We start from the raw sequence: 26139 nt of genomic DNA, 5'->3' as shown, positions 1-26139 counted from the left end.
TCGCTGCGCTCAACCCGACCTACGCCGCCGATCTCGGCCGTAGGGTGGATAACGGCGCAGCCTTATCCACGAATGGAGGCCGGCTTGCCCAGTGGAAAACGCTGCGCGGTTTTCCACGCTACGGTGACGCGGCCAAGGTGCACGAGCCACAACCCCGCACCAGGCTCGACCGCCCCCTCTCCCCTGGGAGAGGGCTGGGGTGAGGGCGCTCCAGCACAGAGGCCTCGCCGCGTTGGGCTTCGCTGCGCTCAACCCGACCTACGCCGCCGATCTCGGCCGTAGGGTGGATAACGGCGCAGCCTTATCCACGAATGGAGGCCGGCTTGCCCAGTGGAAAACGCTGCGCGGTTTTCCACGCTACGGTGACGCTGCCGGAGTGCACGAACCACAACCCCGCACCAGGCTTAATCGCCCCCTCTCCCCCTGGGAGAGGGCTACGGTGAGGGCGCTCCAGCACAGAGGCTTCGCCGCGCTCAACCCAACCTACCGGATCTCCGTCGGTACCCGCACCCAGCCTTCCATTAGGCGGCGGGCGCTGCGGCTCATGCTGGCCTTTTCCACCTGCCAGATACCGGCGACCTCGCGGGCCTGGGCGCCGACCGCCACGGTGCCGGCGGTGTGCGCTATTCGTACCTGGCGATCACCCAGGTCGCCGGTCAGGGCATGAACCAGGGTCCCGGATAGCGCCGCGGCCACCGCCACGGCGACCGCGCCGGTACCGGGGATGGCGTGATGCAGCTTGCCCATGGAGATCATCCGCGCGATGACGTCGAGTTCCTCGGCCTGCACCTGCTTGCCCCCGGCCACCCGGTAGGTCTGGGGCGCGGCGACCAGGCACAGCTTGGGCGTATGCGGGCGTTCCGCCGTCGCCTGGGCAGTCGTGGCGGCCAGGCCCATGGCGACCGCGCCCGCCGCACGCAGGGCTTCCAGGCGCGCCAGCAGCGCCGCATCGCCGTTGATCTGCGCCTGGGTCTCGGTGCCGCTGAGACCCAGGGTCTCCGCCCGCACGAAAATGGTGGGATTGCCGGCATTGAGCAGGGTCACCGGCAGTCGGCCCAGCTCCGGAACATAGAGTTCGTCAACGGCTCGCCCGGTGGGCAGCACGCTGCCATCGGTACCGGTGGGGTCGAGAAAATCGAGCACCACCTCGGCCGCCGGAAAGGCCACGCCGTCGAAGCGAAAATCGCCTTCTTCCTGCACCTCGCCATTGGCCATGGGGACATGGGCGAGCATGCGCTTGCCGAGATTGGCCTGCCAGATGCGTACCCTGGCCATGCCCTCGCGCGGCGCCTCGACCAGCCCCTCGCTGATGGCGAAGGGCCCGACGGCGGCGCTGAGATTGCCGCAGTTGCCCGACCAGTCGATCACCGGGGCCTCGATGGCCGGGGCGCCGAACAGGTAGTCGACGTCACAGTCCGGGCGGCTGGAGGGCGCGATCACCACCACCTTGCTGGTGCTGGAGGTGGCGCCGCCCATGCCGTCGATCTGCTTGCCGTAGGGATCGGGGCTGCCGATCACCCGCAGCAGCAGCGCATCGCGCGCCGGACCGGCCGGCGGCAGGTCGCGGGCATGGAAGAACACGCCCTTGCTGGAACCGCCGCGCATGTAGACGGCGGGAATACGCAGTTGCGGCATCTAAGGTCTCCGTCGGGGTGCCTAGGCGAGATAGCGCCCGAACCAGCCCAGGGTACGGTCCCAGGCCAGGCGCGCGGCGGCTTCGTCGTAGCGCGGGGTGGAATCGTTGTGGAAACCATGGTTGGTGCCGGCATAGCGATGCACCTCATAGGTCTTGCCGGCCGCCTTGAGCGCCGCTTCGTAGGCGGCAGCGCCCTCGTTGATGCGCGGATCGTTCTCGGCGTAATGGATCAGCAGCGGCGCCTTGATCGCGGCCACCTCCTCGGCGCGCGGCTGGCGACCATAGAAGGGCACGGCCGCAGCCAGTTCGGGATAGGCCACGGCGGCCGCATTGGCCACCCCGCCGCCGTAGCAGAAACCGGTGATGCCGACCTTGCCGGTGCTGAATTCGTGGCCCATCAGGGTTTCCACGGCGGCGAAGAAGTCGTTCATCAGTTTCTCGGGATCGACCTGCTGCTGCAGTTCGCGGCCCTTGTCGTCGTTGCCGGGATAGCCGCCCATGGAGGTGAGGCCGTCCGGCGCCAGGGCCAGATAGCCGGCCTTGGCCAGGCGTCGGGCGACGTCTTCGACATAGGGATTGAGGCCGCGATTCTCGTGGACCACCACCACCGCCGGCACCTTGCCGCTGGCCTTGGCCGGGCGCACCAGATAACCGCGGACCCGACCATGCCCCTTGGGCGAGGGATAGTAGACGTATTCGGCGACGATATCCGGATCGGTGAACTCGACCTGGGTGGCCAGGGCATAGTTGGGCGTCAGGGCCGCCAGCACTCCGGTGGCCGACAGCCCCAGCACCGCGGCGCAGGCGCCGGCACGGTCGAGGAAGTCGCGACGGCTGATGCGACCGTGCACATAGAAGTCGTAGAGTTCGAGCAGTTCGGGCGAGAAATCCTTGGCGGTGAGGCGGGTCATCGCGGCGCTCCTCTGGCGGGAAACAAGGCATCCGGCCCGATTGGCCAGGCGCCCTGGGGGCTCCCGAGTGTGCCGCGAATCATCTGACTATGCCACTGCCCGTCTTAGCTGGAGACCTGCAATGCGTGCAGCACGGCGATCAGCGCCTCGAAGCTGACCGGCTTGTTCAGATGCCGGTTGAAGCCCGCCGCCCGCGCCTTGTCGACGTCCAGCCGGGTGCCATAGCCGGACAGCGCCACCGCCGGGGTGCCGACGTTGCGATCGCCCGCCCGCACCTGGCGCAGGAATTCGTGGCCGTCCATCTCCGGCATGCCGATGTCGGAAAGGATGATGTCGAAATCCTGCGTCTGGGCCAGCAGCAGGCCCTGCCGGGAATCGGTGGCGGTAGTGACCCGCACGCCCTCCTCCTCCAGCAGCAGCTGCAGGGTCTCGACGATGTCGGGAGAGTCGTCCACCAGCAGGACCCGCAATCCGGCGATGGATTGGTCATCCGCGCGCGCCTCCGGCGCAAGCCGCCGCTCGTCCTCGCACAGGGGCAGCCAGACGCTGAAGCGCGCGCCCTGGTCGAGTCCGGCGGAATGGGCTTCGATGCGCCCGCCGTGGGCTTCCACCAGTTGTTTGACCAGTGCCAGGCCGATCCCAAGGCCGTGCTGGGCGCGGGCGGTGTACTTCATTTCCGCCTGGCCGAACATCTCGAACACCCGCGGCAGGAAGTCCGGCTCTATACCCTGGCCGGTATCGGTGACGTCCAGCCGGGCTTCAACGCCTTCGATCCCCAGGGCGATCTCCACCCGCCCACCGGCCGGGGTGAATTTGACGGCATTGTTGAGCAGATTCCAGACGATCTGGCCGACACGGGTCGCGTCCGCCTGCACAAACAGCGGCGCTTTCGGTAGCTGCAGGCTGCTGACCTCGACCTCACCCGCCAGCGGCCGGATCACCTCGACGATCTCGCGCAGCTGCTGCACCAGATCCAGGCTCTGGCGCTCCAGCTTGAGCTTGCCGGTACGGATACGCGACAGGTCGAGCAGGTCGTCGATGATCTGCGCCTGGCTGCGCACGGCGCGCTGGATGGCCTCGGTGGCACGCCGCGCCAGGGGCACGTCGCGCAGCACCGGCGAACGGGTCAGCAGCTCGCTGTTGAGCTGGATGAGATTGAGCGGGTGCTTGAGTTCGTGGGACATCACCGCGAAGAACTCGTCCTTGAGCTGCACCAGGGCGCGCTGCTGTGCCTGCTGATTGGCATTCTCGCTGGCACGGACGTGATCGGCGGTGGCGTCCCGGGCGATCTTGGCATAGCCGCGACCGCCCGAGGCATTGCTCATGCGACTGAGTACCCCGGTGCAATAGAGGCGGCTGCCATCCTTGCGCCTGAGCCAGCGTTCATCCTGAGCGGCGCCCTGCTCGTCGGCCTGGCGCAGCTCCGCTTCCGGAACCTGGGCGGCCAGGTCTTCCGGCGTGAAGATCAGGCCCATGGGCTGCCCCAGCGCCTCGCGTTCGCTATAGCCGAACAGCCGGGTGGCGCCCCCGTTCCAGCTGTTGATGATGCCGCCGGCATCCAGGGTGACGATGGCATAGTCATGGATGTTCTGCGCCATGAGGCGCATGTTTTCCTCGCCATCGCGGGCACGATCCTGGGCCTTGCGCCGCTCGGTGATGTCGATGAAGGTCAGCACCGCACCTTCGATGCGGTCCTCCGCGGTACGGTAGGGCAGCAACCGGGCCAGGTACCAGCGGTCATCGTGGCTGCGAACCTCCCGCTCGATCTGGCCGAGGGACTCGAAGACCTGATTGGCATCGGTGGCCAGCTCCGGATAGTCCAGGCGATGGGTGATGTCGAGCAGCGAGCGGCCGGTATCGCTGACGATGATGTTGAAGATGCTGGCGGCGCGCGGCGTGAATCGCTTGATGCGCATGCCCCGGTCGACGAACACCGTGGCGATGTCGGTGGAGGTGATGAGGTTCTGCAGATCGTCGTTGATCTTGCCGGTTTCCTCGATCTTGGACTTGAGCTCGTAGTTGACGGTGATCAGCTCTTCGTTGATCGACTGCAACTCTTCCTTGCTGGTCTCCAGCTCCTCGGTGGCCGAGCGCAATTCCTCGTTGATCGCCTGCAGCTCTTCGTTGGAGGCCTTGAGCTCCTCGGTGGAGGTCTCGGACTGCTCGATGGTCAGCTGCAGCTGCTCCTTGGTGCGCTGCAACTCGGCTTCCAGCTGGGTGAGTACGCTGTCCTTGGCTTCGACGTGATCGCTGACGGAATCGGCGCTCATGACATCTTCGACTTCATCGAAGAGCACCAGCAGGTAGTCGGTGTTGGTGTCGCTGTCGCGGAACGGCCGCACCACCATGTTGATGTAGTAGCTGCGGTCGTCGCGCTGGATATGCACGCGTCGCGCCTCAACGCTCTTGTTGCTCTGCAGCGCCTGAAACAGGGCGGTACGCAGCTCCAGGCGCAACTCCTCCAGCACCAGCGCCGGCAGGCTGTAGCTGGGCTCGCCGCCGACGTACCTCAGGAAGCGCCCGGCCCGCTCGGAGAGGTGCACGATGTTGGATTCGCGATCAACGATGATGCTTGGCGGGGCATATTGCTCCAGCACCCGCTGATGCACCTCGGCAAAGGACACCTTGTTGCGCCGACCGACCTGGTGCGGTGGCAGGCGCACGCTGTGCACACCCGGATTGAGATTGAGCAGCGGCGTGGGACGCACCACGCTGGTCGTGTGCTTGGCCCGATAGATGCGGTTCTTCTTGTCGACCGTGGCGAACAGGCTGCTCTGCACATCGGCCGACTCGGAACTGCCGAGAAACAGGTAGCCACCCGGCTTGAGGGCGAAATGGAAGGTGTGCAGGATCTCGGCCTGCACCTCGCGATCCAGATATATCAGCAGATTGCGGCAGCTGATGAGGTCGAGCCGGGAAAACGGCGGATCGCTGAGCAGGTTGTGCTGGGCGAACAGCACCTTCTCGCGCAGCTCCTTTTTCACCCGGTACTGATTCTGCTCCCTGAGCAGGTGCTGGCGCAGCCGGGCGGGGGCGACGTCGGTAACGATGGAACCGGGATAGACGCCATAGCGCGCCATCGCCAGGGCGTGCTCGTCGAGATCGGTGGCAAAGACCTGCAGGCGCGCGTCCGACTGGCGCAACTCGGCCTGCTCGGTCAGCAGCATGGCCAGCGAATAGGCCTCCTCACCGCTGGAGCAGGCGGCGCTCCACACCCGCAGCTCCTGATCTTCCCCGGCCGGCAGGTGCTCGAATAATTCCGGAATGACGTCGCGCTCCAGGGCCTCGAAGGCCTCGCGGTCGCGGAAGAAATTGGTCACGCCGATGAGCATGTCCTTGAGCAGCGCCGGTGTCTCTTCCGGATGATCATGGAGAAAACCGGCATAGGCCGGCATGTCGGCGATGGCGTTCACCTGCATGCGCCGCTCCACCCGGCGCAATACCGTGGCGGTCTTGTATTGCTTGAAGTTGTGTCCGGTACGGGTGCGCAGCAGGGTGAGGATGTCGCGCAGCGCCAGTTGCATGGCCTTGCTCGACGGACCTGGAATCCGGGCTTCGAGATCGAGCTGGTGCAACTCGCCCTGGCTCAGGGTACTGAGGGTGGCGGCCAGCTCCAGCAGCTTTTGCGGCATCTCCACCACCGGCAGGACGAAGTCCACCACGCCGGCGGTGATGGCGCTCTTGGGCATGGAATCGAATTCGGCATCTTCCGGCGCCTGGGCGAGGGTCACCCCGCCCTGCTCCTTGATGCGCCCCAGGCCCACCGAGCCATCGGCACCATTACCCGACAGGACGATGGCGACGGCATGGGTCTTGTGCACGTCGGCCAGGGCGCGAAAGAACAGGTCCACGGCGACATGATCGCCCTGGGGGCGCTCCGCCGGAGCCAGTCGCAGGTAACCGTCGTTCATGGTCAGATCGGAGCCGGGCGGGATCACATAGACGTGCTCGGCCTGGATGGGCACCGGCTGGGTGACCTGCTGCACCGGCAAGCGGGTCACCCGCTGCAGGATCTCGTCGAGATGACTCTGGTGCTCCCGCGACAGGTGCATCACCACCACGAAGGCCATGCCGCAATCGGCCGGCAGGGCTTCGAAGAAATGCAGCAGCGCCTGGATACCCCCGGCAGAGGCCCCAATCCCCACCACCGGAAACGGCAGGTCGCTGGGGGTCAGGTTCCTGGAGTTGTTGGGTCGGGCCACATCCGCCTGGTCGCTCATCTATCCGCCGTCTGCACATCCACAAGAAATCGTGATCGCCGCGTCCGCACCGATCCTGGCACGCCACCTATCCTTCCCACGGAAAAGACCTGTCGCCGGCCGGAGTATAACGAGCCCAGGCCGGGAGAGCGGGCATCATCCAGCAGTGAGACTGACCGGCGGCCGCACCGCCTAACTGAGACTGGCGCGTGCAGGGCAAGTGCGAGCGCAACGCGGGAAAGCCTGGGTGAGACGGTCTTATGGAGGATTCGCAGCGCTTGTCCTCGCCGCCGAGCCGCGTGGACGAGGCCTTGCCGTCATCCACCCTACCCTGGACCCACCACCCTGCGTCGAACCCGCCATTCGCACCGTGCCGCCCCCTCTCCCGCCTGCGGGAGAGGGTTGGGGTGAGAATGTTCCAGCCTGAGCGATTGGCCACTCCGGGAAGCCCGCGTGGATGAGGCCTTGCCGTCATCCACCCTACCCTGGACCCGCCACCCTGCGGAGAAACCGCCATCCGCACCGTGCCGCCCCCTCTCCCGCCTGCGGGAGAGGGTTGGGGTGAGGGTGTTCCAGGCTGAGCGCTTGGCCACGCCGGGAAGCTCGCGTGGATGAGGCCAGGCCGTCATCCACCCTAAACCGCTCCCACTCCAGACCGCGCTAGAACAACCCCATCTGCCGATCCAGCAACCGATCGAAGCGGTCGCCGACGAAGGGCAGGATGGCGTCGGCCACCGGGGCCAGCTGGCGCTGCACATAGTGATCGTAGTCCGGCGGCGCATGGGGCAGTTCGACCGGTTCGGCGCCCGAGGTGGTGATCAGGTAGCTGATCCAGCCGCCGCGGCGAAAGCGGCTGCGGCGTCCCAGGCGGGCGTTTTCCGCCTCCAGCAGCCGCGCCGCGCGGACCTGCGGCGAGAGGTTGCTCTGGTACTCCTCCAGCGGCCGGCGCAGGCGCTTGCGATAGACCAGCAGGTCGTCGAAGTCGCCGGCGCGGGTCTGGGCGACGAAGTCACGCACATAGTCCTCGTGGGGCTCGCCGGTGAAGATACGCAGATACAGCTCGCGCTGGAAGCGCTGGGCCAGCGGCGACCAGTCGCTGCGCACCGTCTCCAGGCCCTTGAACACCAGTTCCGGCTGACCCTCGGCACCCGGTCGCAGCCCGGCGTATCTTTTCTTGCTGCCCTCCTCCGCGCCGCGGATGGTGGGCATGAGAAAGCGGCTGAAGTGGGTCTCGTACTGCAGCTCCAGGTGGCTTTCCAGTCCCAGCTCGGTCTGCAGCTGCGCGCGCCAGTGGGCATTGACCGCCGCCACTAGGTCGCGACCGATGCGCTCGGCCTCGGCTTCGGCATGGGCAGCCCCGAGCCAGACGAAGGTGGAGTCGGTGTCGCCATAGATCACCCGATGACCACGCGCCTCGATCAGCTCGCGGGTCTGGTGCATCACGGCGTGGCCGCGCAGGGTGATGGACGAGGCCAGGCGGTGATCGAAGAAGCGGCAGTGCGGGGTGCCCAGCACGCCATAGAAGCTGTTCATGATGATCTTCAGCGCCTGGGCCAGGGGTGCGTTGCCGGCGCGCTTGGCGGCGTCGCGCCCCTCCCAGACCCGCGCCACCATCTCCGGCAGGCAGTGCCGGGTGCGATGGAAGCGCGCGCCGCGAAAGCCCGGTACCGTCTCGTCCTCGGGCAGCGCCAGGCCCTCCACCAGGCCCACCGGATCGATGAGAAAGGTGCGGATCAGCGAGGGATAGAGGCTTTTGTAGTCCAGCACCAGCACCGAGTCGTAGAGCCCGGGCCGGGAATCCATGACGAAGCCGCCGGGGCTGGCCTCGGGCGGCTGGGCGCCGAGACTGGGCGCGACGAAACCCTGGCGGTGCATCAGCGGCAGATAGAGGTGGTAGAAGGCGGCGATGGAGGCGCCATGACGCTCCAGCGGCAGACCGGTGACACTGGCGCGCTCCAGCAGGAAGCGCAGCAGCCCGGTCTTGGCGAAGATCCGTGTGACCAGTTCGCAATCCACCAGGTTGTAGCGCGCCAGGGCGCTCTTCTCGCCGGCGAACATGCGGTTGATGGAGGCCATGCGGTCGTGGGGATTGTCGATGGCCTTGCCCTCGCCCAGCAGGCTGCGGCTGACATTCTCCAGGCTATAGGAGGGAAACACCCAGGTCGCCGACTTGAGCGCCTCCACCCCGTCGATGATCGGCCGTCCGGCCAGCAGGGCGTGGAAGGGACGGCCCTGGCCGCCGGGTTCGTAGCGATCGTCCTCGGCGGCGCCCCGGCCCAGGTGCAGCGGCACACCCAGCTTGCGCGCGTGCTCGTGGAGCACGCGGATGTCGAACTGCAGCACGCTCCAGCCGATGATGACGTCAGGATCATGGCGCGCCATCCAGGCGTTGAGGCGTTCGAGCAGAGTGGCGCGGTCGGCGACGTATTCCAGATCGAAGTCCACCGCGGCGTCTTCGCCGGTGGGGGGGCCAAGCATGTACACCTGACGCTGGCCGCAGCCGTGCAGGCCGATGCTGTAGAGCTCGCCGCGCTCGCTGGTCTCGATGTCCAGCGACAGGGTCCGCAGCGTGGGGCGATAGTCGGGATCCGGCCGCAAGGGCGCGCCGTCGGCGGTGGGTAGCGTCACCGGCGCGGTGATGAAGCGTTCCATGAGAAAGCGATCCGCCGGGGCGATGTCCGTCTCGTAGACCTCGATGCCGGCGGCGGGGAGGCGCTGCTCCAGTTCGCGCAGGGTGCGATAGCGCGGCGCATAGAGCCCCAGGACGGGGCGCCGCTGGAAGTCCTGCAGCGCCAGCTCGCGGATCTCCACCCCGGCCGGCAGCAGGCGCTCGATGTCCGCCCGTCGCGCGGCCGGGGCGAAGGCCACCGCCTGCTGCCCCGGCACCCGCAGCTGGTGCGGACCGCTGTCGGTGGCGAACCAGAACACCAGCTCCATCCCGGTGGAAGTCTCGCGCCAGAGGCGTGTCAGCAAGAAACCCTGGACGGCGGCCAAAGCAATGGCACTCCTCGACATGGATGAAGGGTCCATTCTCGCAAGGCCAGCCGATACCGGCGACCTCGACGTGCCAGATGGTCCGCTCGTCGCCCCCGCCGAACGGCCTGTGTCCTGTGGCGATGATCTTGCATCGAATGCCCACACCCGTCGTAGAGCCGACTTGTCGACTTTTGGGCGCACCCTTGGTTATAGCTGTCAGGCCGTGTATGAATCCGTTGTCGTCGTCTTTCTCCAGCGCTGTCTCACCCCGCTACAACGCCCAGCAAGCACGGGTGCGCGAGCAGGCGCGCCGCTGGCTGGAGCAGGACGTCCTGGTGCTGGATACCGAGGCGACCGGGCTGGGCGAGGATGCCCAGCTGATCGAGGTGGCGGTCATGACCCTCAGCGGTCGGGTGCTGCTCGATACCCTGGTCCGCCCGAGCATCGCCGTACCGCGCGAGGCGACCCTGATCCACGGTCTGACCGATGCCCACCTGGCCCAGGCGCCACGCTTTCCCGAGGTGTTCGCCACCCTCTGGCCCCTGCTGCAGGGCCGCACCGTGCTGGCCTATGGCATGGCCTTCGACTATCGCCTGCTGGCCCACAATGCCCGCCGCCACGGTCAGGCCCTGCCGCCGGAACTGGAGTGCGAGACGCCGCCGGTACAACTGGTGGATGGCACCCGTCTGCACTGCCTGATGCAGCTCTATGCGCACTTCTGGCAGGAGCCGAGTCTGGACAGCCGCAGCCAGGACGGCTGGCGCCGCAAGTCCCTGGCCATGGCTGCCCGCCAGCAAGGCATCGCCGTGCAGGAAACCCATCGCGCCCTGCCCGATTGCCGACTCAAGGCCGCTCTGGTGCAGGCGCTGGGCGAGGACGCACCGGCTACCTGGAGCGGGCTGCAGGCCCTGGCGGGCTAGCCGGGCAGCAGTCCGCCGGCAACACCGGCAAGCAGACCGGCTAAATTCGCGCGGCTTGCCATACTGGAGGCGTCATCCAGCCCGAGGCACCGCCATGAAAGCCGTCGTCTATGAAGCCTTTTCCGCGCCACCCCGCCTGACCACGGTCGCGGACCCCACCCCCGAGCCCCACGGCGTCGTACTCAAGGTCATGGCCACTGGCGTCTGCCGCAGCGACTGGCACGGCTGGGTCGGCCATGACAGCGACATCGAGCTGCCCCATGTGCCAGGCCACGAACTGGCCGGGGTGGTCGAGGCGGTGGGCAGGGACGTGACCCTCTGGCGCATCGGCGACCGGGTGACGGTGCCCTTCGTCGGTGGCTGCGGCGCCTGTCCGCAGTGTCATGCCGGCCACCAGCAGGTCTGCGATCACCAGTTCCAGCCCGGCTTCACCCACTGGGGGTCCTTCGCCCAGTACGTCGGCATCCACCAGGCCGATCTCAATCTGGTCGCCTTGCCCGAGCAGCTGGACTTCGCCACGGCGGCCAGCCTCGGCTGTCGCTTCGTGACGGCCTTTCGCGCGGTGGTCGATCAGGGCCGGGTCAGCGCCGGCCAGTGGGTGGCAGTGCACGGCTGCGGCGGCGTCGGCCTCTCGGCGATCATGATCGCCCGCGCCCTGGGCGCCCAGGTGGTGGCCATCGACATCACCGCCGACAAGCTGGCCCTGGCGCGTCGTCTCGGCGCGGTGGCGACGATCGATGCCACCCAGGTGGCCAGCGTCCCCGAGGCGGTGCAGGAACTCACCGGCGGCGGTGCGCACGTCTCCCTCGACGCCCTGGGGCATCCCACCACCTGCTGCAATTCCATCGCCAGCCTGCGCAAGCGCGGCAAGCACGTCCAGGTCGGGCTGCTGCTGGGTGACCAGGCGACCCCGGCGCTGCCGATGAACCTGGTGATTGCCCGGGAACTGGAGATCCTCGGCAGCCACGGCATGCAGGCCCATCGCTACGACGTGCTGATGACCATGCTGCGCCAGGGCACCCTGGCGCCGGAGCAGCTGATCGGCCGCGAGATCAGCCTGGCCGAATCCAGCGCGGCGCTGATGCACATGGATACCTTCGCAGGCACCGGGGTGACCGTCATCACCCGCTTCGACTAATCCGCCTCCGCCGCCTGCAACACCCAGCGCAGGCCCTGCAGGTCCTCGGCGGTCAAGGTTTCGCGCAGGCGGCAGAGACGATAGTGAACGCGGGTGTTCATGGCCACCCACTCCAGATCCTGGCGGGTGGGTTGGGCGACGAAATATTCACCGTAGCGCTCGTCCAGCCCGGCCATGCGGTACTGGCCCTTGAGCGGCAGGTAGATCTGGCCGTTCATCTCCCAGCGACTGGCGCTGCAGCCATTGAAGCGCACCTTGTCGCCGAAGGTGGAGAGCTGGGTGCGGAAATCGGTGGTGGCGTTGCCGGCACTGGTCTTGAACTGACTGGCGATCACGCTGAAGACGATGCCTTCCGGCGAGGGCGCGCCACGCCATTCGATGACCCGGCGATTGAGGGCCGCGTCGAATCCATCGGTGAAGATACCGGCGGCCTGCGCCGTGAGCGTTGGCAGGGTCAAGGCACCCAGCAACGCCATCATTGTTTTCAAAACGAGCTCCTGGTGATGACCCCATCCTCCAGCCTGAGGCAGCAGGCCGAGGCGGCAAAGGGCCAGCTTCAGACTTTGGAGACCCGATTGGCTGAAAGGTGCCCCCAGCGGTCCGGATAAGCGGTATCTTTCACAGTCTAGGCTCTGTACGAAAGGTGCCTGCGCTCGGTGATGCTGCGTAAAAAATCAGCTCGGAATGCTCATTTACCCCTCGTAAACTCCGCTTCCTCGCCGATTTTTGTCTTGCCTGACCTTCGCTCGGCGACTTTTCATACAGAACCTAGCGACGAGCCTGCCTCGTCCACCCCCTTGAACCGTCGCCGGCGAGGCGTACGGCCCGACCACGAAACGACCGGCCAAGCCGCCGGAGAGCACTGCGAGGATCTATGAGCGCTGCGGACATCGATTGGAAGACCCTCGGTTTCGACTACATCAAGACCGACTTCCGCTATATCGCCACCTATCGCAACGGCAGCTGGGGACCCGGCGAGCTGACTCGCGACAACCAGCTGCATATCAGCGAAGGCTCCACGGCCATCCACTACGGCCAGCAGTGCTTCGAAGGCCTCAAGGCCTATCGCTGCCAGGACGGCTCCATCAACCTGTTCCGTCCCGATCGCAACGCCGCGCGCATGCACAGGAGCTGCGCCCGCCTGCTGATGCCGCCGGTCCCCACCGAGATGTTCATCGACGCCTGCCAGCAGGTGGTCAAGGCCAACGAGGCCTGGATTCCGCCCCACGGTACCGGCGGCGCCTTCTATCTGCGTCCCTTCGTCATCGGCGTGGGTGACAACATCGGCGTGCGTACCGCCCCCGAGTTCCACTTCGTGGTGTTCGGCATCCCGGTCGGTGCCTACTTCAAGGGCGGCATGACCCCGCACAACTTCGTGATCTCCGGCTACGACCGCGCCGCGCCCCAGGGCACCGGCGCCGCCAAGGTCGGCGGCAACTACGCCGCCAGCCTGATGCCCGGCGCCCAGGCCAAGGCCGAAGGCTTCGCCGACTGCATCTACCTGGACCCCCTGACCCACAGCAAGATCGAGGAAGTCGGTTCGGCCAACTTCTTCGCCATCACCGGCGACGGCAAGTTCGTCACCCCGCGCTCCGAATCGGTGCTGCCGGGCGTGACCCGCATGTCGCTGATGGACCTGGCGCGCGAGCGGCTGAACCTGGAAGTGGTCGAGGGCGATGTCCATATCGACCAGCTCGACCAGTTCGTCGAAGCCGGCGCCTGCGGCACGGCGGCGGTCATCACCCCCATCGGCGGCATCCAGTACGGCGAGAAGCTGCACGTCTTCCACAGCCTGACCGACGTCGGCCCGGTGACGCGCAAGCTGTACGAAGAACTGACCGGCATCCAGACCGGCGACAAGCCGGCCCCGGAGGGTTGGATCGTCAAGGTCTGACCTGGGGTTGGTTTGGTTCGAAAAAGGCGCCTCAGGGCGCCTTTTTCGTTGGAGAAGGGGTTGGCGGTAGGTTGGGTTGAGCGCAAGCGAAGCCCAACGCCAAAGGCACGGCGTAGGTTGGCGCTGAGCGCAAGCGAAGTCCAACGGATTGCGGTTAGGGTTATAGGTGCCCTAGCTATTTATCGCGATCTGTTCGTGGCTCTTGTTTCGCCCACCCGGGCGACTCACTTTTTTCAATCGCGAAAAAAGTAAGCAAAAACGCTTGCCCCGACCATCCGGCCCTACGCTTCGCTCCGGGTCCGCTCACGCCAGCGCCGTTCCGGCGTCGGCCTACACGGGCCGTCCATGGCCCGTTAGGCCTCTCGCCGCATCCATGCGGCTCGACCCACTCCACGACACTGGCGTTCACCCTGCTGAACGGGGCGATTCGCCAGCCTGAAAGTATTGGTGGAAGGACCTGTAGCGTGGACAACGGCGAAGCCTTGTCCACTTTTCGCGGTCAAGCACATCAGTGGAAAACGCTGCGCGGTTTTCCACGCTACGCCTTGACTCTACTGGAATCGCGGCCATGGGCCGCTCCTACGGGATATCCGGCTACTGTAGGAGCGGCCCATGGCCGCGATAAAGACAGTTGGTTCGGCAGTTAAAGGCTGCCAGTGGAAAACGCTCTGCGGTTTTACACGTTACAGATCTTGTGAACGCCCAAGCTTCAGGCTTGCGCCCCGTCCCCGTCAGTGAGGCCGAGTGCAGGCGTTGCGGAGGGGGTTGCGAGGCAGGACGCCGAGCAAGGCGCGAGGGGCAGGAGGCCCCTTCGTGCCGTGCCCCCGGAGCGGCGCCGGAGCGAGGGGACCCGGAGCGTAGCGAAGGGCCGAAACGTGGAGTGTGCTTTCTTTTGCTTACTTTTCTTTGCACCGGGCGGCGATCCGCAAGCAAAGAAAAGTAAGTCGTCGGCTAGGCGAAACAGGGGCTACAAGCGAAACTCAACAACTAGCCGAAGCATCCAAGTCCGCAACGTTGGGCTTCGCTTGCGCTCAACCCAACCTACGCCGCCCTACCCTACACCCTCTCCCGCCGCCGCAGGATGGCGCGGGCGCCGATGAACAGCACCGCCACGCAGATCGCCGCCGCAAAGAACCACCGCTTCGACACATGATGCTCGGCGAAGAAGTCCCGCAGGATCTCGCCCACCGCATAACCGATGCCGGTCATGAAAAAGCCCCAGAGCAGCGCGCCGATGATGTTGAAGAACAGGAAGCGCCGCGGGCGTACGCCGCTGGCGCCGATCAGCAGCGGGCCGATCAGGCGGAAGCCGTAGGCGAAGCGGATACCGATGATCCACAGCGCCTCGTGGCGATGGATGCGGCTGCGCAACCAATCGATGCGCGCCTGCTGACGCTTGAAGCGCCCCAGGATGCGGTCGCCATAGCGCCGCCCGAGAAAGAACAGCGTCTGGTCACCGATGAAGCCGCCCAGGGCCACACAGACGGCCGTGAGCGGATACAGCAGGTAGCCGTGGCGGGCGGCGATGCCGGCCAGGATGGCCACGCCATCGCCCTCGATCAGGGCGCCCAGGACGGCGGCGCCGTAACCGTAGTTGCTGATGACCTCGCTGTCGATCATGGTGCGTCCCTAGAGACCGAGAATGGTCAGCATGATGAAGGTGCCGAACAGCACGAAGTGGGTCATGCCCTCGATGGCGTTGGTCTCGCCGTCGTTGAGGTTGATGGCGGCGACGATCAGGGTCACGGCCATCATCACCGTTTGCACCGGGGTCATGGCCATCTGGATGGGCTGGCCATTGTACAGGGCGATGGCTTCCACCACCGGCACGGTGAGGATCACCGTGGACAGGCTGGCGCCCAGGGCGATGTTGATCACCGACTGCATGCGATTGGCCATGGCCGCGCGCAGCGCGGTGAGGATCTCGGGGCTGGCGGAGATCACCGCCACCACCAGCGCGGGGACCAGCGCTGGCACCGCCAGGCCTTCCAGGCCGGTATCCAGCGACTTGGACATCACCTCGGCCAGGGCCCCAGTGGCGACGATGCCGACGATCAGCATGGCGATGGACAGGGTGGCGCTGCTTTCGCCATGGCCAGCGGTGGCGGCTTCGCCCTCGACCGCCGGACGCTTGCGCTTCTTGTCCGGGTAGTTGTAGCTGAAGAAATAGCTGTGCGGGCCGGTCTGCATGCGCAGGAACAGGGTATAGAGCAGCGCCATGGCGCCGATGGTGAAGAAGGAATAGACGTGCCACTGGGCCGAAGGGATGAATTCCGGCACCAGCATGGAGATGCTCACCGCGGTGATGATCATCACCCCGTAGCTGCGGCTGGAATCGTCGTTGTAGGGCTGTTCGCCATGCTTGAGGCCACCGAGCAGGGCGGCCAGGCCGATGATGCCGTTCATGTCCAGCATCACCGCGGCATAGATGGTGTCGCGGGCCAGGGTCGGCGAATGGTCGTGGCTCATCATGATCGCCAGGATGATCACCTCCACCAGCACGGCGGAGAGCGTCAGGATCATGGTGCCATAGGGATCGCCGACCTTTTCCGCCAGCAGTTCGGCGTGGTGGGCCACGCGCATGGCCGCGCAGATGATGGCGGCGATCAGACTGCCAGCCGCGATCAGCGCCAGGGTCTGGCCACCGCCGAGCAGGGTGTGTTCGAACACATAGGCCAGCACCGTGGCGCCGATGGCGACCAGCAGCAGGGTTTCGTCTTTGAGGGCGGCAAGCATGGAAAGGTGCGTCCTTGGTTAAGCAATGCCTTGTTACGACCGCCATAGACGGCAAAACGCTCGCAAGCCGAGTCAGTACCTCTGCAACCCCGCCGTAGGCGGCCCGCTATGCTCGAAGCCGCCGCCGCGCTCATGCCGAGTTGATGTGCTCCTTGCAGTACAGCCGGCGGTAGGCGGCCGGTGTCATGCCGCGCTGGCGACGGAACAGTCGGCGGAAATAGGCACTATCGCCGAAGCCGCAGCGCTCGGCGATGCGCGCCAGTGGCAACTCGGCATTGAGGAGCAGGCGCTCAGCCGCGGTAATACGCTGGCGATGGATGGCTTCGGTCAGGGTAATGCCGAAGGTCTGGCGGAACACCCGGCCCAGGTAGTCGGGATTGCAGCGCAAAGCACTGGCCAGCGTTGCGGCGCCAAGGGCTTCGCCGAAGCGCGTGCCGATCAACTGGCGGGCACGATAAGCCAGGGCCACCCCGGCCCCCTGGTCGGCGCTGGCCAGCGGACTGCGCGCCAGGCGCTCCAGCAGCGCCAGCAGCAGCAGTTCCAGGGCTGCCGGTGGGGCGCCATCTTCCTGTTCGGCAAGAAACAGCCGCAGCAGGGCGACGAAGCGCTCCGGCACCTGCACCTGGGAACGCTGGGGTATCGCCAGGGCCTCTCCCGCGGCGGGCGCAGCGGCTAATTCGAAATGCAGCCAGTAAAAACTCAGGTCGGGATCGAAATCGCCTAGGCCTTCGTGCAAGCGCCCCGGCTGCAGCAACAGGGCTTCGCCGGCGCCCAGGACGAATTCCTCGTCCTCCTCGCGGAGCCTAAGGATGCCGCGGTTGACGTAGATCAGCTCATAGGAATCGAGGATTCGCCGTGGATGGCGTCCCACCCCGCGGGAGATGAAGTGGCCGCCGTTCTGTACCTGCAACGGGCTGGCGAAAATCAGTTGCAGCATGACCGCACCCTTGGCATTCGTCGATCCATCCAGCTTGGCACGATAAGTCGGAATCGTCCCGTTTTTATACGTCTCGGCTCTCTTGTCGGCCGCCGCCCACGGATGCCAACCTAGCGTCCAGGCCAACCGCTCCAAAGGCGGCAGGAACAGGCTCAGACCGTCCAATTCGACGGTCGCACTCCAATAATGACAAGAAAGGGAGAAGCTCGCATGACCACCTCGGTCCTTACCTCCGCACCCCTCGCGCCTGCCTCGTCTGCGGCGGAATTATCTCGGACGGAAAAATTCGGCTATGGCCTTGGCGATGCCGGGGGCACCATCATCACCTGCCTCATCGCCAACTTTCTTACCTTCTTCTACACCGACATCTTCGGCCTCACCCCAGCCGTGGTCGGCACCCTGTTCCTGGTGCTCCGGGTCGTGGATGCCCTCGCCGATCCGCTGATGGGCACCCTGGCCGACCGCACCAACAGCCGCTTCGGTCGCTTCCGCCCCTGGCAACTGTGGGCCGCTCTGCCCATTGGGTTGGCCGGCATTCTGACCTTCAGCACCCCGGACCTCGATCCCACCGCCAAGCTGGTCTATGCCTTCGTCACCTACCTGGCGCTGTCGCTGAGCTACAGCGCCATCAACGTGCCCTACTGCGCCCTGATCAACGCCATGACCACTCGCCAGCAGGAGGTGGTGTCCTGCCAGACCTGGCGCTTCATGCTCTGCGGCCTCGCCGGGTTGCTGGTCTCGGTAGGTCTGCCCTGGATGGTCGTCGCGTTCGGCCACGGCGACCCAGTACGAGGCTATCGCTGGGGCGTCACCCTGCTTTGCACCGTGGCGGTGGCCATGTTCCTCTGGTGCTTTTTCAGCGTACGTGAGCGCGTACCCCTGGCAACCCTAGGTCACTTCAGGCTGCGCCAGCACCTCGCTGCGATGAAGCGCAACGACCAGTTGCTGCTGATGCTGGTGCTGTCCTTCCTACTGATCAACGTGTTCAACGTACGCGGCGGCGGCTACCTGTACTTCATCACCTACGTACTACACGGCAGTACGGCCTACACCTCGCTGTTCTTCGCCATGGTGGCCTTGGCCACCACCGGTGGCGCCCTGCTGGTTCCGCCCCTGTCGCGCCGGGTCGATCCGCTCCGGCTGTACCTGGGCGTCAACCTGTTGCTGGCGGTCTGGAGCCTGGGACTGTACCTGGTGCCCACCGGCACCGAGCACGCCCAGCTCTGGCTCGGCCTGATCTTCGCCACGTGCCTGGTGCAGGGCATGACGCTGCCGCTGCACTTCTCCTTCATGGCCTTCGCCGACGACTACGGTCGCTGGAAGACCGGGGTGCGCTCCTCAGGGCTAAACTTCGCCGCCAACCTGTTCTGCATCAAGCTGGCCTGGGCCTCGAGCGCCCTGATCATCAGCGTCCTCTTCACCCTGGTGGCCTACCATCCCGGCCAGGGCGCCCAGACCCCGGCCTCGCTGGCCGCCATCACCCTGCTGCAGACCCTGGTCCCCGCCCTGCTGCACCTGGCGCTGGCGGGCGTACTGGTGTTCTGCAAGCTGAATCGCCCTTTCATGCAACGCCTGGCCGACGACCTGCAGGCCGCCTGCTGATCTTCTGGAGGATTTCATGACCACTACCCTTCACGACACCCCGCGCGTCCGGCTCGACGACCCTTTCTGGAACGCCTATCGGCAACTGATCCGCGAAGTGGTCATCCCCTACCAGTGGGAGGCGTTGAACGACCGTGTCGACGCCGCCGAGCCCAGCCACGCCATCGACAACTTCCGCATTGCCGCAGGACAGCGCCAGGGCGAACACCACGGCATGGTGTTCCAGGACAGCGACGTGACCAAATGGCTGGAAGCGGTGGCCTACCAGCTCGCTCAAGCTCCTGATCTGGCGCTGGAAGCCACCGCGGACGAGGTGATCGCCCTTATCGGCGCCGCCCAGCAGCCGGACGGTTACCTCAACACCTACTTCACCGTGAAGGCCCCCGCCGCACGTTGGACCAACCTCGCCGAATGCCACGAGCTGTACTGCGCCGGCCACCTGATCGAAGCCGCCGTGGCCTACTACCAGGCCACCGGCAAGACCGCCCTGCTGGACATCGCCCGGCGCCTGACCGACCACATCGACCAGGTGTTCGGCCCTGGCCCGGAGCAGTTGCGCGGCTATCCGGGACACCCGGAGATCGAGCTGGCGCTGATGCGTCTGTACGAGGCCACCGATGAGCCACGCTACCTGGCCCTGGGTCGCTACTTCGTCGAGCAGCGCGGCCAGCAGCCGCACTACTACGACGCCGAGTACGAGCGCCGTGGCCGCACCTTCCATTGGCCCAGCCACGGCCCGGCCTGGATGATCAAGGACAAGGCCTACAGCCAGGCCCACGCCCCCATCCTCAAGCAGGACAAGGCGGTCGGCCATGCGGTCCGCCTGCTCTATCTCTACACCGGGGTCGCCCACCTCGCCCGGCTCACCGGCGACGCCGAACAGGCCGTTGCCTGCCAGCGCATCTGGGACAACCTGACCCAGCGCCAGCTCTATGTCACCGGCGGAGTGGGCGCCCAGAGCCATGGCGAATCCCTGACCTGCGACTTCGACCTGCCGAGCGATACCGCCTACGCCGAAACCTGCGCCTCAGTGGCCTTGGTGATGTTCGCCCGGCGCCTACTCGAGCTCAGCCCGGAAGGCCGCTATGCCGACGTTCTGGAGCGGGCCCTGTACAACACCGTGCTGGCCGGCATGGCACTGGACGGCCGGCACTTCTTCTACGTTAATCCTCTGGAGGTAGACCCCGCGACCTTAGGCGGCAGCCACCGTTACGACCACGTTCACGCCATGCGCCAGCGCTGGTTCGGTTGTGCCTGCTGTCCGCCGAACATCGCCCGCCTGCTGGGCTCGCTGGAGGACTATATATATCTGCAACGCGAGGACTGCCTGTATGTACACCTCTACGTAGGCAGCGACCTCGACTGCACCGTCGCCGGCCAGCGCTGGCACCTGCGCCAGCGCAGCGCCTACCCCTGGCAGGGCCGCATCGATTTCGAGTTGAGCGGGGAGGCCCAGAGCGGCACCTTTACCCTGGCCCTGCGGTTGCCAGACTGGTGCCCGGCGCCCGGGGTACGGATCAACGAAGAGGCGGTCGAGGTTGCGCCCCTAGCGCGCGACGGCTATTGCCTCCTGCGCCGCAAGTGGCAGGCCGGCGACCGGGTTGAGCTGGACCTGCCCATGCCGACCCAACGCCTGCGCACCCACCCTCGGGTACGCCAGCTGGCCGGCAAGGTGGCCCTGCAGCGCGGGCCGCTGGTTTATTGCCTGGAGCAGGCGGACAACGGCGTCGATCTGCACAACCTGTCACTGCCACCAACGGCGCACTTCCATGAGATCCAGGGCCGTGCGCCGCTGACGCAGGTCGTGCAGCTGGAGACCGACGGATTGCGCTGGAACGGAGCAGGCAGCCCCGACCAGTCACTCTACCGCCAGGATCCGGCCTCGACTCAGGCAAGTCCGCAGCGACTCACTTTCATTCCCTACTACGCCTGGGCCAATCGTGGCGAAGGCGAGATGCGGGTCTGGGTCAACGAACGCTGAGGGGCATCAGGCGGTGTCTGCCGCCAGGCATGGCTGGATTGAAACCGGCGCGTTCACCGGCCTGACCTTCTGTCCTAGGCAGCCGGGCTCATTTGCCTCTCGGAGACGTAGGCATGAGCCCGGGCCTCTCACTGCGCTGACCTTTCCTTGCCCAACCTTCGCTCAGGTGCCCCTAGTTCGCTTCCGATCCACGCGGCGCCAGGCGCTTCCACACCGCCTTGGTACCCGAGGCGCAGGCCTGGCGATACCCCAGGGCATGGCGCTCCACCAGGAACCAGGAGACCACCGCCAACGGCAGGGTGATGCCGATCGAGAGCAGCACCATGGTCCAGGCCTCGATGCCGGGGATCACCGCCGCCAGGGTCTGCTGCACCGGGAAGGAATAGATGTAGAGCCCGTAGGAATAGTCGCCCACCTCGTTGAAGGCGCGGATGCGCCCGCCCGGAACGAAGGCGAGGTAGAGCAGCACGTAGCCCAGCGTCAGGTTGTAGACCAGGAAGAAGCTGTCACGGTCGGGGGTGGCCACCGCCAGCAGTGCCACGGCGGCAGCGAACAGCGCACGTGACAGCGGAATGTAGCCGCGCAGCACATAGAAGGCGCCCCCCAGAAAGAACATCTGGAACAGCCGCAGCAGGTGCGATTCGCTGGCGAAGAAGTAATAGGCGAACAGCTTGAACAGCACGGCACCGGCGGCGAACAGCAGGATGGCGCGCTGGAAGTGCCGGCTGTCCAGGCGCAGCCAGAGCACGGCCAGCCACAGCAGCGCCAGGGCGCCGTACATGCCCACCTCGAAAGGCAGCGTCCACAGCGAGCCGTTGACGATGGTCTGTAGCGGATTACCCTCGAACAGCCCGGGCAGGTCGAATTCGGCACCGGCGATCAACCCGGTGTTCTTCAGCAGATAGAACCAGGTCTGGGGATCGCTCAGATAATCCTGCAGCGGTGCCCGGGTCAGCCAGGCGCCGAGGCCGAGCACCGTCAGCATCAGCATCACCAGCAAGCCTGGCACCACGCGCAGGGCACGGCCCCAGACGAAGTCGATGATGTCGGCGCGGCTGAGCAGACTCTTGGTGACCAGGAAACCGCTGGTGATGAAGAAGATGTCGACCGCGATATCGCCGAGGGTCATGCCCAGGCTCTCGCGCCCGGGTTCCGCCGTGGCGGTGCCACTGGAGATGGCGAAACTGTGGCTGAAGACCACGGCGAGCGCCGCGATCATGCGAATCAGATTGAGATTGTTGTTCTTGCCGCCAACGTAATCCTGAACGGTCTGCACGGATACCTCACGCCTGGTGTTTGGAGCCATGCGTCCCGATTGTAGTCAGATCCGGACCCAATGCAGGTGTTATGGCCCTTTGCTGGCCCAAAGCGTGGAATGCTGGGAATTTCTAACCGACGAAGCCACCGTACATCGGTCAGCGGGAACCCGGATGCCTGCGGAAAACCCGGCAAAGCGTGCGACAATCGTCCATCTTTTTCCGATTCAAGCTATCCCGAGGCTCCCATGTACGACTGGCTCAACGCCCTGCCCAAGGCCGAACTGCACCTGCACCTGGAAGGCACCCTGGAGCCCGAACTGCTGTTCAAACTGGCCGAGCGCCATGGCGTCGCCCTGCCCTGGGGCGATGTCGAAGCCCTGCGCGCCGCCTACAACTTCGGCAACCTGCAGGAATTCCTCGACCTCTACTACGCCGGTGCCGACGTGCTGCGCACCGAGCAGGACTTCTACGACCTGACCTGGGCCTATCTGCTCAAGTGCAAGGAGCAGAACGTCATCCACACCGAGCCCTTCTTCGATCCCCAGACCCACACCGATCGCGGCGTTCCCTTCGAGGTGGTGGTGCGCGGCATCACCCAGGCGCTAAGCGACGGCGAGCGGCAGCTGGGCGTGACCAGCGGGCTGATCCTGAGCTTTCTGCGCCACCTCTCCGAAGATGCCGCCCAGGCCACCCTGGACCAGGCACTGCCGTTCCGCGACCACTTCGTCGCCGTCGGCCTGGACAGCTCGGAAAAGGGCCATCCGCCGAGCAAGTTCAAGCGTGTCTTCGCCCGTGCCCGTGCCGAAGGCTTTCCGGCCGTGGCCCACGCCGGCGAGGAAGGTCCGCCGGAGTACATCTGGGAAGCCCTCGACCAGCTCGGCGTGGTGCGGATCGACCACGGCGTGCGCGCCTTCGAGGACGAGCGCCTGATGGCCCGCCTGGTCGACCAGCAGATCCCGCTCACCGTCTGCCCGCTGTCCAACACCAAGCTCTGCGTGTTCGACGACATGAGCCAGCACACCATCCTCAAGATGCTCGACCGCGGCCTCAAGGTCACCGTCAACTCGGACGACCCGGCCTACTTCGGCGGCTACGTCACCGAGAACTTCATGGCCCTGCACGAAGGCCTGGGCATGACCCAGGAGCAGGCCCGGCGCCTGGCGCAGAACAGCCTCGACGCCCGCCTGGTGAAATGAGCATGAGCCTGACCGCTGCCGAGATTTCCTACTACGAACGCTTCGCCGAGCGCCTGGCCGACGCCGCCGCCGTGGCCATCCAGCCCTACTTCCGCGCCCAGCTGGCGGTGGACGACAAGGGCGACGCGGCCATCGCCGGTCGCCGCTACGACCCGGTGACCATCGCCGACAAGGCCGCCGAACGGGCCATGCGTGAACTCATCCAGGCCGAGCATCCGGATCACGGCATCCTCGGCGAGGAAGAAGAGAACGTCGCCGGCAGCAGTCCGCTGACCTGGGTACTCGACCCCATCGACGGCACCCGCGCCTTCATCACCGGCCTGCCGCTGTGGGGCACCCTGGTGGCGCTCAACGACGGCAACCGTCCGGTGATCGGGGTGATGAACCAGCCCTTCACCGGCGAGCGCTACCTGGGCACCCCCGCCGGCGCCTGGCGCAATGGCGCGGCCCTGCGCACTCGCGCCTGCGCCAACCTGGCCCAGGCCCGGCTGATGTGCACCAGCCGCGACATCTTCGACACCCCCGAGCGCCTGGCCGCCTTCGACGCCGTGGCCGCCGAGGTGCAGCTGGCCCGCTTCGGCGGCGACTGCTACGCCTACTGCATGCTCGCCTCGGGTTTCGTCGACGTCATCATCGAAGCGGGCCTGCAGCCCTACGACGTCCAGGCGCTGATCCCCATCATCGAAGGCGCCGGCGGCCGCATGACCGCCTGGGATGGCGGCGATGCCCAACAGGGTGGCGCCATCCTCGCCTGCGGCGATCCGCAGCTGCATGCGCAGCTGGTGGAGCGGTTGCAGCACCTGGCTTGAGGCTTGGCAGGCGGGTCCGTAGGTTGGTTGAGCGCAGCGAAGCCCAACGCGGAGTTTGCCGTGATGCCTTGGTTTATCAGTGCCCTATTTGCTTATCGAGTGCTCGGATGGCTTTTGTTTCGCCTCCTAGGGCGAAACAAAAGCCTCAGCAAACCTCGATAAACAGCCAAGACACCAAAAGCCATCGCGTCCCCTCGCCAACCTCTTAAGCCCCCTCTAAGCCAACTCCCGTATACCGGCAGGATTCCACCAAGAGTCCCTGCCGTGCGCCCCTCTTCGCCCCCTGCCTCCTCCAGAGCCGCAAAGCTGGAGCGGGCCCTGCTGCTCGGCTGCCTGGCCGCCTACCTGCTCGCCGGTCTGTTCGGCCGTGGTCTGTGGAAGGCCGACGAGCCCTACTCCTTCGGCATGCTGTGGAATTTCCTCACCACCCCGGACTGGCTGATTCCCCGGGTCGGGACCGCGCCCTTCATGGAAAAGCCGCCGCTGATGTACTGGACCGGCGCCCTGGCCGCGCGGTTGTCCGCGCCCTGGCTGAGCGTCCCCGACGGCGCGCGGCTGGCGGTGCTGGGCTGGATGCTGGTAACCCTGGCCGCCCTCGCCTGGCTGACCCAGCGGCTGCTGCCAGGTCGCCGGCGCGAGGCCGTGCTCGCCCTGCTGGGCATGTTCGGGGTGGTGCAGCACAGTCATCTGCTGATCGCCGACGTGCCCCAGCTGGCCGGCGCCACCCTGGGCCTCGCCGGGCTGGCCGCGCACCTGCACGACAACCGCCACCCCTGGCGCCAGGGCCTGCTGTTCGGCAGCGGCCTGGGTATCGCCTTCATGAGCAAGGGTCTGCTGGTGCCCGGGGTGCTGGGCCTCACCGGGCTGCTCTGCGCGCTCTGCTGGCCGCGGCGGCTGGTCGAGCCGGAAGGGCGTCACTGGCTGCTCGCCGCCAGTCTGGCCGCCCTGCCCTGGTTGCTGCTCTGGCCGGCGCTGCTCTGGCACCGGGCGCCGGAGCTGTTCCATACCTGGCTGTGGACCAACAACATCGGCCGCTTCTTCGGCCTGGAGGCGCGCAACAGCGATACCGATGGTCTGGCTTCCAGCCTGGAGGATCTGCTGGCGCTGTCCTTCCCCACCGGGCTGATCCTGCTCGGCGCTACCCTCTGGCAGCTGTATCGCCGTGGCGGCAGCCCGCTGAAGCGGCTGGGTCGGCATCCGGGACTGGCCACGGTGGTGCTCTATGCGCTCGTCTGCCTGGCGGTGCTGCTCAAGTCGGCGGTGTTTCGCAGCCTCTATCTGCTGCCGCTGTTTCCGGCCCTAGCGCTGCTGGCGGCAAGGTTGCAGCCACCGCCGGTCATCGCTCGCCTCGGCCGTGATACCAGCCTGGCACTCTGGACGCCGCTCATCGTCCTGCTGGCCCTGGGCGGTATCGGCCTGGCCCTGGGTTGGGCCCTGCCCTGGCCGCAGCTGATCCGCGAGCACTTGCCGATCACGGAACGCCTGGCGCCGAGTCCCCTGGCCTGGGCGGTCGCGCTGCTGGCCCTGGTAGGCTGGGGCGTCACCCTGGCGCTGCGTGTACAGCTGGCAGCCGCCAGCGTCTGGTTCGTCGGCCTGACGGTCAGCTGGACCCTGGCCAACAGCCTCTGGCTACCCTGGGTCGACCTGGGCAACAGCTATGCGCGGCCCTTCACCGCGCTGCAGCGGGTGCTCCCCGCCACGGATTGCGTGGCCAGCTACGGCCTGGGCGAGTCGGAGCGCTCCATGCTGCACGTCTACAGCGGCTATCCCCCACAGGAGCTGAGCGGTCTGCACCAGGTGCCCTGCCGGGTACTGGTAGTGCAGGACGAGTGGCACGAAGCCGTGACGGTACCGCCAGGCTGGCAGTTGCTCTGGCAGGGCGCCCGCCCCGGCAATCTCAAGGAGCGCTTCCGCGCCTTCACGGTGTTGCCGAGGGTGCCCTGAG

Annotated in this window: 18 protein-coding genes; 9 read left to right on the top strand and 9 right to left on the bottom strand. The window is 66.3% G+C overall.

Going from position 1 to position 26139, the window contains the following annotated elements:
• The coding region (locus OMP44_RS13405) for a hypothetical protein (protein ID WP_280308832.1) at positions 1 to 203 on the top strand (203 nt) is incomplete at its 5' end.
• 280 nt (positions 204 to 483) lie between these two features.
• On the opposite strand, the gene prpF is transcribed toward OMP44_RS13405, so the two are convergent.
• From prpF to OMP44_RS13385, 4 genes are all read right to left on the bottom strand, one after another.
• The gene (gene prpF / locus OMP44_RS13400; protein WP_280308830.1) at positions 484 to 1635 is read right to left on the bottom strand and encodes a 2-methylaconitate cis-trans isomerase PrpF; all 1152 of its coding nucleotides are present in this window, start codon (positions 1633 to 1635) and stop codon (positions 484 to 486) included.
• A 21-nt stretch (positions 1636 to 1656) separates the two neighbouring features.
• Positions 1657 to 2547: a YghX family hydrolase gene (yghX, locus tag OMP44_RS13395; RefSeq protein WP_280308828.1), complete on the bottom strand. Its 891-nt coding sequence runs from the start codon at positions 2545 to 2547 to the stop codon at positions 1657 to 1659.
• A 104-nt stretch (positions 2548 to 2651) separates the two neighbouring features.
• Positions 2652 to 6767, bottom strand: a complete 4116-nt coding sequence (locus tag OMP44_RS13390) for a CheR family methyltransferase (protein ID WP_280308826.1) — start codon at positions 6765 to 6767, stop codon at positions 2652 to 2654.
• Between the two features lie 639 nt (positions 6768 to 7406).
• Positions 7407 to 9740 carry a DNA polymerase II gene (locus tag OMP44_RS13385; protein ID WP_280308823.1) on the bottom strand — a complete coding sequence of 778 codons (2334 nt, stop codon included), beginning with the start codon at positions 9738 to 9740 and terminating at the stop codon, positions 7407 to 7409.
• A gap of 209 nt (positions 9741 to 9949) precedes the next feature.
• Here OMP44_RS13385 and OMP44_RS13380 point away from each other — a divergent pair, with 209 nt between their 5' ends.
• Together OMP44_RS13380 and OMP44_RS13375 are read left to right on the top strand one after the other, a co-directional pair.
• Positions 9950 to 10642, top strand: a complete 693-nt coding sequence (locus tag OMP44_RS13380; protein ID WP_280308822.1) for a 3'-5' exonuclease — start codon at positions 9950 to 9952, stop codon at positions 10640 to 10642.
• A 94-nt stretch (positions 10643 to 10736) separates the two neighbouring features.
• On the top strand, positions 10737 to 11780 hold the full coding sequence (locus OMP44_RS13375) for a zinc-dependent alcohol dehydrogenase family protein (RefSeq protein ID WP_280308820.1): 1044 nt from the start codon (positions 10737 to 10739) through the stop codon (positions 11778 to 11780).
• Here OMP44_RS13375 and OMP44_RS13370 read toward each other — a convergent pair.
• Positions 11777 to 12268 (bottom strand): hypothetical protein, encoded by a 492-nt coding sequence (locus OMP44_RS13370; protein WP_178083908.1) that lies wholly within the window; start codon positions 12266 to 12268, stop codon positions 11777 to 11779. The two genes, OMP44_RS13375 and OMP44_RS13370, sit on opposite strands and share 4 nt — an antisense overlap.
• 386 nt (positions 12269 to 12654) lie before the next feature.
• On the opposite strand from OMP44_RS13370, the gene OMP44_RS13365 reads away from it, so the two are divergent.
• On the top strand, positions 12655 to 13674 hold the full coding sequence (locus tag OMP44_RS13365; protein ID WP_133861416.1) for a branched-chain amino acid aminotransferase: 1020 nt from the start codon (positions 12655 to 12657) through the stop codon (positions 13672 to 13674).
• Positions 13675 to 14730: 1056 nt separating this feature from the next.
• On the opposite strand, the gene OMP44_RS13360 is transcribed toward OMP44_RS13365, so the two are convergent.
• The 3 genes from OMP44_RS13360 to OMP44_RS13350 all read right to left on the bottom strand — a co-directional run bounded on the left by OMP44_RS13360 (position 14731) and on the right by OMP44_RS13350 (position 17347).
• Positions 14731 to 15294 carry a DedA family protein gene (locus tag OMP44_RS13360; RefSeq protein WP_133861417.1) on the bottom strand — a complete coding sequence of 188 codons (564 nt, stop codon included), beginning with the start codon at positions 15292 to 15294 and terminating at the stop codon, positions 14731 to 14733.
• 9 nt (positions 15295 to 15303) lie between these two features.
• The gene (locus OMP44_RS13355) at positions 15304 to 16410 is read right to left on the bottom strand and encodes a calcium:cation antiporter (RefSeq protein WP_280308815.1); all 1107 of its coding nucleotides are present in this window, start codon (positions 16408 to 16410) and stop codon (positions 15304 to 15306) included.
• A gap of 130 nt (positions 16411 to 16540) precedes the next feature.
• Positions 16541 to 17347 (bottom strand): AraC family transcriptional regulator, encoded by an 807-nt coding sequence (locus OMP44_RS13350; protein ID WP_280308813.1) that lies wholly within the window; start codon positions 17345 to 17347, stop codon positions 16541 to 16543.
• Between the two features lie 210 nt (positions 17348 to 17557).
• Between OMP44_RS13350 and OMP44_RS13345 the strand changes: the two genes are divergently transcribed.
• Both OMP44_RS13345 and OMP44_RS13340 read left to right on the top strand, forming a co-directional pair.
• Positions 17558 to 18949 carry an MFS transporter gene (locus tag OMP44_RS13345; RefSeq protein WP_273862935.1) on the top strand — a complete coding sequence of 464 codons (1392 nt, stop codon included), beginning with the start codon at positions 17558 to 17560 and terminating at the stop codon, positions 18947 to 18949.
• A gap of 16 nt (positions 18950 to 18965) precedes the next feature.
• Positions 18966 to 20930: a glycoside hydrolase family 127 protein gene (locus OMP44_RS13340; protein ID WP_280308811.1), complete on the top strand. Its 1965-nt coding sequence runs from the start codon at positions 18966 to 18968 to the stop codon at positions 20928 to 20930.
• 172 nt (positions 20931 to 21102) lie between these two features.
• On the opposite strand, the gene OMP44_RS13335 is transcribed toward OMP44_RS13340, so the two are convergent.
• Positions 21103 to 22206, bottom strand: coding sequence for an acyltransferase family protein (locus OMP44_RS13335; protein ID WP_280308809.1), 1104 nt, complete (start codon positions 22204 to 22206; stop codon positions 21103 to 21105).
• A gap of 228 nt (positions 22207 to 22434) precedes the next feature.
• Here OMP44_RS13335 and OMP44_RS13330 point away from each other — a divergent pair, with 228 nt between their 5' ends.
• From OMP44_RS13330 to OMP44_RS13320, 3 genes are all read left to right on the top strand, one after another.
• Positions 22435 to 23385 carry an adenosine deaminase gene (locus OMP44_RS13330; RefSeq protein ID WP_133861420.1) on the top strand — a complete coding sequence of 317 codons (951 nt, stop codon included), beginning with the start codon at positions 22435 to 22437 and terminating at the stop codon, positions 23383 to 23385.
• A gap of 2 nt (positions 23386 to 23387) precedes the next feature.
• Complete coding sequence (gene hisN, locus OMP44_RS13325) at positions 23388 to 24194, top strand: histidinol-phosphatase (protein ID WP_280308807.1); 807 nt, start codon at positions 23388 to 23390, stop codon at positions 24192 to 24194.
• Positions 24195 to 24458: 264 nt separating this feature from the next.
• A complete protein-coding gene (locus OMP44_RS13320) occupies positions 24459 to 26138 on the top strand; it encodes an ArnT family glycosyltransferase (RefSeq protein WP_280308806.1) in 1680 nt (559 codons plus the stop codon).
• The last annotated feature ends 1 nt before the right edge of the window (position 26139 follow it).

This window comes from Pseudomonas flavocrustae (genome assembly GCF_029872515.1).
In the GTDB taxonomy this organism is placed as follows: Bacteria; Pseudomonadota; Gammaproteobacteria; order Pseudomonadales; family Pseudomonadaceae; genus Chryseomonas; species Chryseomonas aestiva.
This window is presented reverse-complemented; position numbering and strand designations above follow the sequence as displayed.

Bases quoted from the DNA above. Each gene is read 5' to 3' on its own strand.
- hisN (WP_280308807.1), top strand. From the start codon at position 23,388: ATGAGCCTGACCGCTGCCGAGATTTCCTACTACGAACGCTTCGCCGAG.
- OMP44_RS13345 (WP_273862935.1), top strand. From the start codon at position 17,558: ATGACCACCTCGGTCCTTACCTCCGCACCCCTCGCGCCTGCCTCGTCT.
- OMP44_RS13355 (WP_280308815.1), bottom strand. From the start codon at position 16,410: ATGCTTGCCGCCCTCAAAGACGAAACCCTGCTGCTGGTCGCCATCGGC.
- OMP44_RS13330 (WP_133861420.1), top strand. From the start codon at position 22,435: ATGTACGACTGGCTCAACGCCCTGCCCAAGGCCGAACTGCACCTGCAC.
- OMP44_RS13380 (WP_280308822.1), top strand. From the start codon at position 9,950: ATGAATCCGTTGTCGTCGTCTTTCTCCAGCGCTGTCTCACCCCGCTAC.
- prpF (WP_280308830.1), bottom strand. From the start codon at position 1,635: ATGCCGCAACTGCGTATTCCCGCCGTCTACATGCGCGGCGGTTCCAGC.
- OMP44_RS13350 (WP_280308813.1), bottom strand. From the start codon at position 17,347: ATGCTGCAACTGATTTTCGCCAGCCCGTTGCAGGTACAGAACGGCGGC.
- OMP44_RS13365 (WP_133861416.1), top strand. From the start codon at position 12,655: ATGAGCGCTGCGGACATCGATTGGAAGACCCTCGGTTTCGACTACATC.
- yghX (WP_280308828.1), bottom strand. From the start codon at position 2,547: ATGACCCGCCTCACCGCCAAGGATTTCTCGCCCGAACTGCTCGAACTC.
- OMP44_RS13390 (WP_280308826.1), bottom strand. From the start codon at position 6,767: ATGAGCGACCAGGCGGATGTGGCCCGACCCAACAACTCCAGGAACCTG.
- OMP44_RS13360 (WP_133861417.1), bottom strand. From the start codon at position 15,294: ATGATCGACAGCGAGGTCATCAGCAACTACGGTTACGGCGCCGCCGTC.
- OMP44_RS13340 (WP_280308811.1), top strand. From the start codon at position 18,966: ATGACCACTACCCTTCACGACACCCCGCGCGTCCGGCTCGACGACCCT.
- OMP44_RS13375 (WP_280308820.1), top strand. From the start codon at position 10,737: ATGAAAGCCGTCGTCTATGAAGCCTTTTCCGCGCCACCCCGCCTGACC.